The following is a 12,927-nucleotide window of genomic DNA, read 5'->3' on the forward strand; positions in this document are numbered from 1 at the left end:
TCTGGCGGCTCTGATTACCAATGTCGCGCATAGCAGCTCCGTAGGACCGGAGCTTGTCCGTAATGACCCTTCGGGGCGGACCATAGCGTTTCATCGCTTTCTTCATGAACCGTAAGGCCGCGATTTTATCCCGTTTCTTGGTCACATAGCACTCTAGAACCTCGCCTTCATGGTCAACAGCCCGCCATAGATAATGTTGGACCCCGTTGATCTTCACGAAAACCTCGTCGAGATGCCACTGCCATTGCGTATGTTCGCGCAGACAAGCCGATCGTTTCGACCGGATTTGGTTTGCGAATATAGGACCAAACCGATCGACCCAAAGCCGAATGNATCTCGAAAGCCGGACCCGTTTCAAAGCGATGCGTGATACATCACTCAGCGAGTGGCGTGATTTGATCGCCGTCTAATCGTGGGCCAATTTGTTAGAAATGCGGCTGTCGCCGTTTAAGCTGACAATACCCAACTCAATGCTACTTATCGCCTTGAAGTTCTTTATTGTTACGCTCTGGAGTGGTGCGTTTAGGGTATCTAAGTTTATTGGATCAAATTGAGTCGTAACTTTTACAATAGATGCGTCGGCAATCTCTTTATATTCTAACTCTTTACCCAAAGGGTCATCTCGAAAATTGTCTGAGATGCTATTTTCAAATATTGACAAGGCCTCACGTAGATTCCCTTTAAAGTTTGGAGAGGCTTTGTGAACCACGTTCAACGCTATTTTTGATATTGCTCCTGGGTAATCCACTGAAGCGTCAAAAATGAACGTCTCCCAATGGACTGTCGAATCAATCTGGTTGAAGCTAATTTTCTCAGCATTTGTGGAAATCGTATTCTTAAGGCTCAATGCGCCTGACTTCAAACGCGACACAGTTTTATCGAAAGAGGTGCGTCTTTCCGTCACCAAAAATTGGCGATTTAACTGCATAATACGTAAGTGTGTATCAGCGATCCGTTTATCGGTTTTCGACAAATCTTCGCGCGGGATAATTTTTCCGTTACGCAAAAATGTAAGATATTTAGACCCGAAGTCGTAGCAAGGATCTAATAGTAAACATCTTTCCATTTCCCTTAAGTCATTAACAGAAGGCGTACTGTCCAATGGCGCACGAGAGCCCAACAATGGAAATTGATTTCGTTTTAACGAATTGCATGTTGCACATGAGAGTAAAAGGTTGTCCCATTCATAAGCCAGCCAAACATAGTGCTCCAAACTACTGGTGTTGTCACTATCGAGGGCATTTGATAAAGGTCTAAAATGCTCAATGTCAGCGGTTTCAATAGAAACTTTTGATTCGCAATATGCGCATCTCATACAGAATGCTTTGTGCAGAATTGGTAAAAGTTCGAGAAAAACACGATAATCGACAGGGGGGCGGCGTCTGCGACGAACTGAAGGTTGTAGCTGAAGATATTTTACTATTTTAGATTTAGCCTCAGAAAGACCTATTTGCCTTTCTGCTACATTTGAAAACTTTGATTTATCTACAAATCTCACATTAGCCTTTCAGGCGGCAACTCAACATTTGCAAAAAGATTATAACAATTTCATTGGCTTTCCGAGTGAAAATTATTTTTTACACCAACTGCGCATTCTAAGAGGGCACTCATCTTTATCCCTCCCGAAGACTGACGGCGAAATTATAGTATCCGGGGGGGCAGTATTCAAAAATGGTCTGATAAATAAAACTAGTTCGATTAGCGTTACAGACGCGTAAACTGGTTGCGTCTGAATTTTAACATTAAAGAAATGCACTGTGATACATCAAAACTCACCCGCAATTGGTCCCTATTTGGTACCTTGAGTTTTTAGGGTCAAAATAGCATTCTCTAAAAATCGTATAAATTATTGATTTTTAAGAGAAAAATGGTGCCCCACACGGACTCGAACCACGGACCCCCTGATTACAAATCAGGTATCATTAGAATCTCGGTTTGACCTAACCCAACAAACGACTGGACTTCGCGCGCAAAGCACGCGGTAGTGTCCTGCGGCCCGATCTGAGGGTCTTGTCTCGGTAGTAGCGCTCACACGGTGTGGGTGCGGATTACGGAGACCAGTATGACCACGCAAACCCAGACAAAGGCCCGAGAACTCACCCCACCCCGCGAGGGCACCAAACAAGCCAAGCTGGTCGCAATGCTGTCGCGTAAGAGTGGCGTGACGCTCGCTAAGGCGAGCGAAGCCCTTGGATGGCTTCCCCATACGACGTCCGCCACAATGACAGGCCTACGCAAACGCGGATATGCCATCACTCGCACTGAGCGCTCGAACAAGGACAGCGTTTACGCCATCCAATCGAATGAGGTGGACACATGAGCCGCCCTGACAAGGTCGCGGACGGCCTCGCAGAGCTGGAGGCTTTAAACCGATCCGAGCTAGGGGAACGCTGGACGTCGGTCGTAAACTGCCCACCGCCCAAATCTGCCAGCCGTGTCTTTCTGCTGCGCGCGCTGTCCTATGAGCTGCAGTCTAAACATGCACCGAACCTTTCTAAAGTTGACCAGAAAGTCTTGAAGGCCGCTTTGCGCGATCAAGGCTCCAGGTTTCAAATATCTACTTCTTCAGAGGATGCGGGACCTAAGCCCATACGCTCCAAACCCCGAATAGCGCTCGTACCGGGATCCCGCCTCGTGCGAGAATGGAATGGGCGTCCTTACACAGTCTCAGTCATTGAGGAGGGCTTTGTCTATAAGGACAAGGTCTGGAGCTCCCTCAGTGCGATCGCCAAGGACATCACAGGCGCACACTGGTCCGGCCCGCGCTTCTTTGGGCTCAACAAGGCATCGGGCTGAGACGGGGCGAGCTCATGTCTGAGACCAAGAAGCGCTGTGCGGTCTATACCCGAAAGTCGACGGAAGAGGGCTTGGACCAAGCGTTTAACTCGCTCGATGCCCAAGCGGAAAGTTGTGGCGCATACATTCTGTCTCAAGCGGGAGAAGGCTGGACGCCCACAGGTCAGGTCTATTCTGACGGCGGTATATCCGGCGGGCATATGGAAAGGCCGGGGCTGCAAGCCATGATTGCCGATATAGAAGCTGGACAGATTGATATTGTCGTTGTTTATAAGGTGGACAGGCTGACACGGTCGTTGGCGGACTTCGCCAAGCTGGTGGATGTCTTTGATCGGCATGCCGTCTCCTTCGTTTCCATTACACAAGCTTTCAACACGACCACCAGCATGGGACGGCTGACACTGAACGTTCTACTCTCTTTCGCCCAATTCGAGCGGGAGGTCACAGCGGAGCGAATCCGGGATAAGATCGCAGCGTCGAAGAAGCGCGGACAGTGGATGGGTGGGTTGCCGCCGCTGGGCTATGACAATATCAACAAGCAGCTCGTGGTGAATGAGGGAGAGGCCGACACGGTTCGTCATATCATGACGCGCTATGTAGAACTTGGCTCAGTCCGTCAGCTTAAGCATGAGCTGGATCGGGATGGCTATGTCACCAAGCGGAGGATCACGAAGAAGCAGTCACAAATTGGCGGCAAGTCCTTCAGCCGAGGTCATCTCTACAAGCTCCTGTCGAACCCGGTCTATATCGGTAAGATCAAGCATAAAGATGAGGTCTATAAAGGCCAGCATACCGCCATCATCGACATAGGCTTATGGAAAGCCGTGCAGGCGACATTAGAAACCAATGCACCGAAACGGCGACGCTCAATCAACATTGCGTCTAACAGTCTGCTGACGGGCTTGCTCTATGACCAGAACGATCAGCGCCTCTCGCCAGTGCATTCTAAGAAGCCCAATGGTCGACGCTATCGTTACTATATCTCCGCCGCGCTTTCCAAGGGCGAAATGGATGATGGGACGGCACTTCGGCTTCCGGCCAAACAGATTGAAAAGCTTGTCGTGAGCCGGATCACTGATCTTCTGTCCGATACGGCGCGCATCATGGAAGTCCTAGGTCTCAAAAATATCACGCCGCATCATGTCTCTAGTCTAGAAGCCTATGCCGCTGAGTTGACTGACCATCTCACTGCCGAGCATTCAGAAACTCAGAGAGTCGTGCTGATTGATCTGGTTCGTCGTATCCAAATCAGCCAGACCGAAATGACACTGACCCTCCGTCGCAACATGCTCGTGCCCGCTACCGAAGCCTCTCAAACACAAACCAACGCCTGTGGAGATCCCGTCATCACACTGAAATATCCGCTTCAAATGAGGCGACGCGGGATAGAGACGAAACTCATCATCGGAGGGCAAGCCCTTGGTCATCCAGACTCCGACCTAATCAAGCTCGTTGCGACAGCGAGACATTGGTGTGAGGGATTAAAGAGTGGTGTGTATCCGACCACTGGAAGCATTGCTGAAACGGAAAATGTTCATCGCGGCGATATTAGTCGGACACTCATGTTAGCATTTTTGGCGCCCTCTATCGTGAGAGATATTATCGATGGGAAGCATCCCGTCGATATGACGGTTGACCAATTACGCCGACTGTCCCCGAACCTGCCCCTAGATTGGACCGCCCAAAGAGCGTTCCTTGGGATGGAAGACTAACACCTCATAATCCCACAGATGTTAACTGCATCCCGTCAGAAATATTGCGGCGGAAATATTTGCGATCTGAGACGCTTTAGATAATCGGCGTAAAATAGCCGATTCTTACGTCTCTCTTGACCTCTCCCGTGAGGTCTTATCTGGCTAAGTCCCCGATAGTAGGGGCTATTCTCACTCCACACATATCGGAGGCCGAGAGTGCTGAGTGCGTGGTAGTGGGAGAGAGACTTGAACTCTCGACCTCAGGATTATGAGTCCTGCGCTCTAACCAGCTGAGCTACCCCACCACGGTAAGGCGCGCCATATAGGGGTGTGGGGGCAGGGCGGCAAGTCTTGTTTGCGGATGTTTTAACGCTTTTGCAGATGCTATGCGCAAGACCGCTTCCGCACTCCGGCGCCATCGTCCGCCATATCGGCGGACCTTCTTACGGTGAGGCGTGTGAGGGTTGAGCCCGCTAGAGCCGTGCCCTAATTCAGGAACATTTCTAGCGGGTCTTCGAGTCGCCGTTTCAGGTCTTGGATCATCAGTGCTGCATCATAGCCATCGATGACGCGATGATCGCACGAAACGCTAAAATTCATGACCAGCCGTTCCACGACGACACCGTCGCGCATTTCCAGCTTTGGTCGTATTTTGTTCGGGCCAAAGATCGCAACTTGCGGTCGGTTAATGACCGGGGTCGTGACAATCCCGCCTAAGGGGCCGAGCGACGTCACGGTTGTCGTCGCGCCTTGGAAATCGGCGGGCGATAATTTGTTGTCGCGCGCGCCGACGGCTAGGCGTCCGATTTCTGTGCCCAACTCCCAAATCGAGAGGGTCTGGGCGCGGCGCAATACAGGCACAACCAAGCCGAGATCCGTCTGGGCGGCGATGCCGAGGTTCAGATCGCTAAACTGGCTGACATAATTACCGGGACCGCCCGACAATCCATCAGAGCCATCCTGATAGAGCGCATTAAATTGTGGCCAGTCTCGCAAGGTCACCGCGAGGGCGCGGATCATGAAAGGCAAAACGGTCAGCTTTGTTTTCGTCGGATCATCGGCGAATTTCGTATTCACGCGTTTCCGTAAGCCTTCCAATTCCGTCATGTCGATTTCGTCGACATAGGTGAAATGCGGGATGTGACGTTTCGCGTCTTGCATCCGCGTCGCGATCACGCGGCGTAGGCCGATGACCTTGATCCGGGTTTCACCCTCAACGGGTTCCATGACGCTGTTGAGTGCATCCAGATCGGCATGCGTGACTTGGCCCAACGGTCCCGTGGCTTTCGCTGAGCCGAGATCAAGGCCCGCGTCTTTGGCCCGTTTGCGCACGGCGGGTGAGGCGAGGGCGCGTATTGATGTCTGTGGAGCAGGGCGGCTGCTCTGTGTCTTTACGGGCGTAGAGGGTTTGGCTGCGGGTGTCTTCGTGGCTGTGTCATTTTGTGCGGGCGCGATGTCAGTATTGCCGCCACTCTCGACCGTGAACCGCACGAGCACGGAGCCCACGGACGCGATTTCGCCTTCGTCACACCCGACTGCGCTGACGATACCGCTGACCGGGCTGGTCAATTCGATCGTGGCTTTGTCTGTCATGGCATCGGCAATGGGATCGTCTTCTTCGACGGTGTCCCCAACCGCGACATGCCAGGCGGTGATTTCCGCTTCGACCACGCCTTCGCCGATATCGGGTAGTTTGAAGTCGTAAGTGCCGGATTCGACCTGTACGTCAGGGGGAGCGGTCGCGACTTCTGACGGTGCGTCAGAACTTAGTGCGTCTGGGGTTGGGGCGTCGGCGCTTGCATCACTATCGGCTACATCAAACACGACCAAATCAGCGCCGACAGCGACAATTTCGCCGTCTTCGCACGCGACTGTGCGGACAACTCCGTCGACTGGGCTGGTGAGCTCAATCGTCGCTTTATCCGTCATGGCGTCCGCAAGCGGTTGATCTTCTTCGACGGTGTCCCCGACAGCCACATGCCAAGCCGTGATTTCGGCTTCGACGACGCCTTCGCCAATATCTGGCAGTTTAAACCGATAGGTGCCCATCTATGCGGCCTCCAAAACCTCACGAACAGCCGCGGTAACGCGTTTCTGTCCCGGGAAATAGGCCCATTCTTGCGCGTGTGGATAAGGCGTATCCCATCCGGTCACGCGTTGGATCGGGGCTTCGAGGTGGTAGAAGCACCGTTCATGAACCAAGGCCATCAGTTCTGCGCCAAAGCCGGATGTACGGGTGGCTTCGTGCAAAATAACGCAACGTCCGGTCTTTTTGACGCTGGCTTCAATGGCATCAATATCGAGGGGCATAAGCGAGCGAAGGTCGAGGATGTCAGCCGAAATGCCCATATTCTTTGCGACCGCTTCGGCGACCCAAACCATCGTGCCGTAAGCGATGATGGTAATGTCGGAGCCTTCCGTGACCTGCCGCGCCTTGCCCAGCTCAACAGTATAGCGCCCGGACGGCACTTCACCGAGTTCGTGTCCTTTCCAAGACACAGACGGGCTTTCGTGATCGCCGTCAAACGGGCCATTATAAAGGCGTTTTGGTTCCAAAAAGAGAACCGGATCGTCGCTCTCAATCGCCGCAATCAACAAGCCTTTGGCATCATAAGGATTGCTCGGAATAATCGTTTTTAATCCGGAGATGTGCGTGAACAGGGCTTCGGGCGATTGGCTGTGCGTTGGGCCACCAAATATACCGCCGCCGACCGGGGTGCGGATTGTCAGCGGGGCAATGAAGTCACCGTTGGAGCGGTAGCGTAGTCGCGCTGCCTCACTCGCGATTTGGTCATAGCCGGGATAAATATAATCGGCGAACTGAATTTCTGCGACGGGACGCAACCCGTTGGCGGCCATGCCGATCGCAATGCCGACAATGCCGCCTTCGCTAATCGGTGTGTCGAAACAGCGGTGCAAACCGTGTTTTTCTTGCAGCCCTGCCGTGCAGCGAAAAACACCGCCAAAAAACCCGACATCTTCGCCAAATGTGAGGACGTTCGGGTCCTCTGTCATTTTGACATCCATCGCGTCGCGGATGGCTTCGATCATGCTCATTTGTGGCATTATCCGAGCTCCCGCTTGAACATCTCTTTTTGCTCTAACAGCAGCTTAGGCGGATCGGCGTAGACTTGTTCGAACATGGTGAAATCATCCACTTGCGGGCCTGAATCGACCGTGCCGAGCGCTTCGGCTTGCTTGTAGGTTTCGCGCACGAAGAGTTTGGCCTCCTTTTCATACGCCGTGTGTTGATCTTCGTCCCACTCGCCGAGTTTAATGAGGTGGTCTTTCAGACGTTTGACAGGATCACCGAAAGGCCAGACTTCGGCGTCATTCTTAGGGCGGTATTTGGAGGGGTCATCCGACGTTGAATGGCCTTCTTTGCGATAGGTGAAATGCTCGATCACCGTCGCGCCGCCCCCTTTGCGCGCCCGCTCGGCGGCCCAACTCGTCACGGCGTAAACCGCAAGCGCGTCATTACCGTCGACCCGCAAGGTCGCAAGGCCATAGCCGGTGCCGCGTGCGGCAAAGCTTTCGCCTTCGCCCATGGCGATGCCTTGGAAGGATGAGATCGCCCATTGATTATTGACGACATTGATGATGCAGGGCGCGCGGTAGGTGGAGGCGAAGTTAAGCGCATAATGGAAGTCGCCTTCCGCCGTCGCCCCTTCACCGGTGAAAGTGGACGCTATCGAGTCAGAGTTCTTATAGGCTTCGGCCATCGCCCAGCCGACCGCTTGGATCAGCTGTGTGCCGAGATTGCCCGAGATTGAGAAGAACCCGTGCTTCTTAAATGAATAAAGCACCGGAATATTCTTGCCCTGCAGGGGGTCGCCGGAATTGGACAAGCATTGGTTCATCATTTCCAGCATGGACGCGCCGCGATTAATCAGAATGCCTTGTTGACGATAGGTCGGAAACGTCATGTCCGTGTCTAATAACGCTTGTGCGTGACCGACAGACACAGCCTCTTCGCCCGCGCTTTTCATGTAAAAGCTCATCTTGCCTTGGCGCTGCATGGCGAACATCCGCTCATCCATTGCGCGGGTCAGCATCATGTCTTTGAGCATCTTGCGCTTTATGTCCGGCGTCAGGTTCGGGATCCATTCCCCGGCGGTGTCGCCATTGAAGCGCATCACGCGGATGAGCTTTAGCGCATGTTCCGCCGTTTCATGATCGTCGCACATCGGGTCAGGCCGATGCGGCGTGTGCATCGTGGGAACGGAAATATGACTGTAATCGGGAGAATCACCGGGCCGAAAGGGGGGCTCTGGCACATGCAGACGGGACTGGTTTGACCTTGGTTTCGCCATGTAGCGTGAAGCCTTTATCCATAATTGACGTTGGAAACGCCCAATGACAGCCCGTTTATGCGGAAACTATGTGAAATACATTGCGACAATTGCAAGATTGTTGGCAAATCCTACCAAGATGCGCTAGGAATACAAAAAACTTGTTCAACGAATTCGCCAAACGGCATGGCGGCAGGGGATAGACAATGAAAACGCCTACGCAGATTGATAACATCGATGCCAAAATTCTGCACCTTCTGCAAGGAAATGCGGGTCTCTCTGTGGCGGAGATTAGTGAGCAGGTCGGATTGAGTAGTTCGCCGTGCTGGCGCCGTATTAAGCGGATGGAAGAACTCGGTATCATCAGCGCCCGCGTCACCCTGCTCGACCGGAGCCTGCTCGGCCTTGATTTCGAAGTCTTCGTCGCCGTGAAACTCTCGTTGCCCAACCGTACGAATATGGAAAAATTCGAGCGCGAAGTCTCCCGCATGCCCGAAGTCGTCCAATGTGCCGTCGTGACGGGCGCCGTAGATTTCATGCTCCGCATCGTCACGACGGATATGCACGCTTATGAGACTTTCCTGCGCGAGACCCTGCTCAGCATCGACCTGATCTCAGACGTGCAAAGCCGGATCGTGTTGCGCCAAGCCAAAGACACAACGGCGTTACCACTGAACCTTATTTCGAGTGCTGTCCCGCGCTATTAACGCCCGGTCCTTACCGATCCGGCTGTCAGCATATGTGTGGAATGATGGCGCCTGGTTTGCCGGGCAGCGTTCCATCTGCCATGCGTGCCTTCAATCATTGCAATAGGAAGCGATTATGATCGGTTATGTAACTATCGGCGTTCGGGATATCGACGCGGCCAAGGAATTTTATACCAGCTTGACTGGTCACAAAGTGCTTTTTGATGGTGGCCGTATCGCCTTTATCGGCGAGACCATGGGCGGACCGATGATCGCCGTCTGCGTCCCGTATGACGCAAACGACCCGCATCCGGGGAATGGCACCATGATCGCATTAAAAGGTGGCGGACAGGACGGCTGTGACGCGATGTACAAGAAGGCGCTTGAACTCGGCGCGACGTGCGACGGAGAGCCGGGCTCCCGCATACCGGGTCAATTTTATGGCGCCTATGCCAAAGACCCGGATGGCAATAAGTTGTGCTTTTACGATTTTAGCTAGGTTCTCAAACTTTTAGCGTTTGCCACGCGGCTGACTGATTTTCAACATCCGCGTGGCGACTTCATTTGCTTTCAATGACGACCCCAGCATAACGTTGGGCTTATGACCTGTGGTGTTCGCCCATTTTTAAAAGGCTTTCTGAGCCAATGGCACCCGTCTAATTTTTCCGTAGATGGAATTGCGTTTGGCAATGCCGAGCAATTCATGATGTACAAAAAAGCCACCTTGTTCGGCGACGGGATGATCGCAGAAAAGATAGTGGCGGCAAAACACCCCAGCGATCACAAGCGTCTCGGCCAACAGGTTCGGGGATTTATCCAACAAGATTGGGACGCAAATAAAGTCGAGATCGTTCATGCAGGAAACTGGGCAAAATTTACGCAGAACAAGGGGCTTCGTAAGAAGCTCCTCGCCACAGGGAATGCGATACTCGTCGAAGCTAATCCCAAAGATATAATCTGGGGCGTTGGATTAGCTGAAAACGACCCGGACATCACTAACCCAGACTGCTGGCGCGGACAAAATCTACTTGGTGAAATTCTCATGCGAGTCCGTGCGGAACTTGCCGACGATTGATTTTACGAATTCTCTGAAGACCTTTTTGGCAGCCAATCGCGCTGAATGCGCGAACCGCTCGCGACGCTGCGCTATTGTCAGTCCCCCGGACTGACAATTCCGGCGGGGCCGGACCGCTAAGCGCCCCGCACCTTCACCAACTCATCCCGCAACCGCGCCGCTTCCTCAAACTCCAAATTCTCAGCCGCTTCGAACATGCGCTTCTCTAGCTCGGCCGCCACCGCAATGGCGTTGCCGCCCATTGTCTGGCCGGTGAACGGTTCGTCGCCTTCGGCGGCTTCGAGCATTTGGCCGCGTTTGCCTTTTTTCTTGAGGCCGCTTGGAGTGTAGCTGTCGCGTTCGTCCTTGATTTTCTGCGCGTTTTGGCTGTCGCCGACCATATCCGCGACGCCGCGCAAAATGGTTTGCGGGGTGATACCGTGTAGCGTGTTGTGGGCGACTTGGCGGACGCGGCGGCGTTCGGTCTCATCCATCGCGCGTTGCATCGAGCCGGTGATTTTATCGGCGTAGAGCACGACATGGGCTTCTGAGTTCCGCGCGGCACGACCGATGGTTTGGATCATCGACGTCTCGGATCGCAGGAAGCCTTCTTTATCCGCGTCGAGAATGCCAACGAACGCACATTCCGGAATATCCAGCCCTTCGCGCAGCAGGTTAATCCCGATGAGCACGTCGAACACACCGAGCCGGAGATCGCGGATGATTTCGATCCGTTCCAACGTGTCGACGTCACTATGCATGTAGCGCACTTTAATGCCCTGATCCGACATATATTCGGTCAGGTCTTCGGACATCTTTTTCGTCAATGTCGTAACGAGCGAGCGGAAGCCTTTGGCCGTCGTCTTGCGGACTTCGTCGACCACGTCATCAACCTGATTGTGATGCTCACCGGACACAGGGCGCACTTCGACAGGGGGGTCGATGAGGCCGGTTGGGCGAATGACTTGTTCGACGAACACGCCGCCCGTGCGTTCCATTTCCCAATTGGCGGGTGTGGCGCTGACATAGACGGTCTGTGGCCGCATCGCGTCCCATTCTTCGAACTTCAGCGGGCGGTTATCGATGCAAGAGGGCAGGCGGAAGCCATGCTCAGACAGGGTCGTTTTGCGGTTCGCATCGCCGCGGCTCATGCCGCCGATTTGTGAGACGCCGACATGGCTCTCGTCCATGAACAGCAGCGCATCTTCGGGCAGATATTCGAACAATGTGGGCGGCGGTTCGCCAGGCGCGCGGCCCGTGAGATAGCGCGAATAGTTTTCGATCCCGTTGCAGAAACCGGCCGCCGCCATCATTTCCAAATCAAATTCAGTGCGTTGCTGTATGCGTTGCGCTTCGAGGAGTTTGCCTTCGGCTTCGAAGATTTTTAGCGTCTTGTCCAACTCGGCTTTAATGCCCTTCATGGCGCTTTGGACGGTCGGGCGCGGCGTGACATAGTGGCTATTGGCATAGACTCGGACTGTGTCGATCACGCGGCCTGTTTTACCCGTAAGCGGGTCAAACTCGGTGATGCTGTCAATCTCATCGCCAAAGAAGTCAAAGCGCCACGCCGTATCGTCATAGTGCGCGGGGAATAGTTCAATCGTATCGCCGCGCACACGGAAGGACCCGCGTGCAAACGCGAGATCATTACGTTGATATTGCAGCCCGACCAGCTGAGTCATCAACTCGCGCGGATCAATCGCTTGCCCGCGCGCCAAATCAATCGTCATCGCCGTGTAAGTCTCGACCGAGCCGATCCCGTAAATACAGGACACAGACGCGACGATAATCACATCATCGCGTTCCAAAATTGCGCGGGTCGCCGCGTGGCGCATACGGTCAATCTGCTCATTGACCGAGCTATCTTTCTCGATGAACGTATCCGTGCGCGGGACATAGGCTTCCGGCTGATAATAATCATAATAGGACACGAAATATTCGACGGCGTTTTCCGGAAAGAAGGATTTAAATTCCGAATAGAGCTGCGCCGCGAGCGTCTTGTTCGGCGCCATAATCAGCGCCGGGCGCTGCGTTTGTTCAATGATCTTGGCCATCGTAAAGGTCTTGCCCGACCCGGTCACGCCGAGCAGAACCTGATCGCGGTCCTTGTCATTGATGCCCTGCACGAGCGCTTTAATCGCTTTGGGCTGATCGCCCTTGGGCTCGAACGGCGAATTCAAGATAAACCGCTTGCCGCCTTCCGACTTCTCTGGACGCGCCGGCTTATGCGGGGTCCACAGCGCCGGAGCATCGTGGACAGACATTCGAACGGGTTCAAGCATAGAAGGTAGATAGGGGAACGGAGCGAGAACGCCAAGGGGTCGGCAATGCGAGTGACAGTCTCATTCATCGAGGTGCGTCGCCGCGCTAAGGGCACAAGTAGGTCTAGTGCGAGCCAGACACGG

General features: G+C 53.7%; 11 protein-coding genes, 1 tRNA gene and 1 pseudogene. 6 read left to right on the forward strand and 7 right to left on the reverse strand.

Annotated elements, in window-relative coordinates; translation table 11 throughout:
* Together IE105_RS15535 and IE105_RS10640 are read right to left on the reverse strand one after the other, a co-directional pair.
* A pseudogene (locus IE105_RS15535) lies at nt 1–331 on the reverse strand (IS6 family transposase); the annotation flags it as partial.
* A 75-nt stretch (nt 332–406) separates the two neighbouring features.
* Nucleotides 407–1,498: a retron system putative HNH endonuclease gene (locus tag IE105_RS10640; RefSeq protein ID WP_189498277.1), complete on the reverse strand. Its 1,092-nt coding sequence runs from the start codon at nt 1,496–1,498 to the stop codon at nt 407–409.
* A 564-nt stretch (nt 1,499–2,062) separates the two neighbouring features.
* Here IE105_RS10640 and IE105_RS10645 point away from each other — a divergent pair.
* The 3 genes from IE105_RS10645 to IE105_RS10655 are packed head-to-tail and all read left to right on the forward strand — an operon-like array spanning nt 2,063 to nt 4,508.
* Nucleotides 2,063–2,320, forward strand: a complete 258-nt coding sequence (locus IE105_RS10645; protein ID WP_189498279.1) for a DUF3489 domain-containing protein — start codon at nt 2,063–2,065, stop codon at nt 2,318–2,320.
* Nucleotides 2,317–2,796, forward strand: coding sequence for a DUF2924 domain-containing protein (locus IE105_RS10650; RefSeq protein WP_189498281.1), 480 nt, complete (start codon nt 2,317–2,319; stop codon nt 2,794–2,796). Before IE105_RS10645 ends, IE105_RS10650 begins: the two co-directional genes overlap by 4 nt.
* A 14-nt stretch (nt 2,797–2,810) precedes the next feature.
* Nucleotides 2,811–4,508 carry a recombinase family protein gene (locus tag IE105_RS10655; protein WP_189498283.1) on the forward strand — a complete coding sequence of 566 codons (1,698 nt, stop codon included), beginning with the start codon at nt 2,811–2,813 and terminating at the stop codon, nt 4,506–4,508.
* Between the two features lie 210 nt (nt 4,509–4,718).
* Here IE105_RS10655 and IE105_RS10660 read toward each other — a convergent pair.
* The 4 genes from IE105_RS10660 to IE105_RS10680 all read right to left on the reverse strand — a co-directional run bounded on the left by IE105_RS10660 (nt 4,719) and on the right by IE105_RS10680 (nt 8,803).
* Nucleotides 4,719–4,795: transfer RNA gene (locus IE105_RS10660), tRNA-Met, on the reverse strand.
* Between the two features lie 181 nt (nt 4,796–4,976).
* Nucleotides 4,977–6,539 carry a 2-oxo acid dehydrogenase subunit E2 gene (locus IE105_RS10665; protein ID WP_233354106.1) on the reverse strand — a complete coding sequence of 521 codons (1,563 nt, stop codon included), beginning with the start codon at nt 6,537–6,539 and terminating at the stop codon, nt 4,977–4,979.
* The gene (locus IE105_RS10675) at nt 6,540–7,556 is read right to left on the reverse strand and encodes an alpha-ketoacid dehydrogenase subunit beta (protein ID WP_189498285.1); all 1,017 of its coding nucleotides are present in this window, start codon (nt 7,554–7,556) and stop codon (nt 6,540–6,542) included.
* Nucleotides 7,556–8,803, reverse strand: coding sequence for a thiamine pyrophosphate-dependent enzyme (locus IE105_RS10680; protein ID WP_189498287.1), 1,248 nt, complete (start codon nt 8,801–8,803; stop codon nt 7,556–7,558). Before IE105_RS10680 ends, IE105_RS10675 begins: the two co-directional genes overlap by 1 nt.
* Nucleotides 8,804–8,988: 185 nt before the next feature.
* Between IE105_RS10680 and IE105_RS10685 the strand changes: the two genes are divergently transcribed.
* From IE105_RS10685 to ybiA, 3 genes are all read left to right on the forward strand, one after another.
* Complete coding sequence (locus IE105_RS10685) at nt 8,989–9,489, forward strand: Lrp/AsnC family transcriptional regulator (RefSeq protein WP_189498289.1); 501 nt, start codon at nt 8,989–8,991, stop codon at nt 9,487–9,489.
* Between the two features lie 115 nt (nt 9,490–9,604).
* The gene (locus IE105_RS10690) at nt 9,605–9,967 is read left to right on the forward strand and encodes a VOC family protein (protein ID WP_189498291.1); all 363 of its coding nucleotides are present in this window, start codon (nt 9,605–9,607) and stop codon (nt 9,965–9,967) included.
* A gap of 102 nt (nt 9,968–10,069) precedes the next feature.
* Nucleotides 10,070–10,543, forward strand: a complete 474-nt coding sequence (gene ybiA / locus IE105_RS10695) for a riboflavin biosynthesis intermediates N-glycosidase (RefSeq protein WP_189498293.1) — start codon at nt 10,070–10,072, stop codon at nt 10,541–10,543.
* 116 nt (nt 10,544–10,659) lie between these two features.
* Here ybiA and uvrB read toward each other — a convergent pair whose 3' ends face one another.
* On the reverse strand, nt 10,660–12,786 hold the full coding sequence (gene uvrB, locus IE105_RS10700; protein ID WP_233354107.1) for an excinuclease ABC subunit UvrB: 2,127 nt from the start codon (nt 12,784–12,786) through the stop codon (nt 10,660–10,662).
* Nucleotides 12,787–12,927: the final 141 nt, after the last annotated feature.

The sequence above is a fragment of the Algimonas arctica genome (genome assembly GCF_014652695.1).
GTDB classification, from domain to species: domain Bacteria; phylum Pseudomonadota; class Alphaproteobacteria; order Caulobacterales; family Maricaulaceae; genus Litorimonas; species Litorimonas arctica.

What these genes read in the sequence shown, in the direction of transcription:
- IE105_RS10655 (WP_189498283.1), top strand. Translation starts at nt 2,811, where the DNA reads ATGTCTGAGACCAAGAAGCGCTGTGCGGTCTATACCCGAAAGTCGACG.
- ybiA (WP_189498293.1), top strand. Translation starts at nt 10,070, where the DNA reads ATGACCTGTGGTGTTCGCCCATTTTTAAAAGGCTTTCTGAGCCAATGG.
- uvrB (WP_233354107.1), bottom strand. Translation starts at nt 12,786, where the DNA reads ATGTCTGTCCACGATGCTCCGGCGCTGTGGACCCCGCATAAGCCGGCG.
- IE105_RS10650 (WP_189498281.1), top strand. Translation starts at nt 2,317, where the DNA reads ATGAGCCGCCCTGACAAGGTCGCGGACGGCCTCGCAGAGCTGGAGGCT.
- IE105_RS10645 (WP_189498279.1), top strand. Translation starts at nt 2,063, where the DNA reads ATGACCACGCAAACCCAGACAAAGGCCCGAGAACTCACCCCACCCCGC.
- IE105_RS10665 (WP_233354106.1), bottom strand. Translation starts at nt 6,539, where the DNA reads ATGGGCACCTATCGGTTTAAACTGCCAGATATTGGCGAAGGCGTCGTC.
- IE105_RS10675 (WP_189498285.1), bottom strand. Translation starts at nt 7,556, where the DNA reads ATGCCACAAATGAGCATGATCGAAGCCATCCGCGACGCGATGGATGTC.
- IE105_RS10690 (WP_189498291.1), top strand. Translation starts at nt 9,605, where the DNA reads ATGATCGGTTATGTAACTATCGGCGTTCGGGATATCGACGCGGCCAAG.
- IE105_RS10680 (WP_189498287.1), bottom strand. Translation starts at nt 8,803, where the DNA reads ATGGCGAAACCAAGGTCAAACCAGTCCCGTCTGCATGTGCCAGAGCCC.
- IE105_RS10685 (WP_189498289.1), top strand. Translation starts at nt 8,989, where the DNA reads ATGAAAACGCCTACGCAGATTGATAACATCGATGCCAAAATTCTGCAC.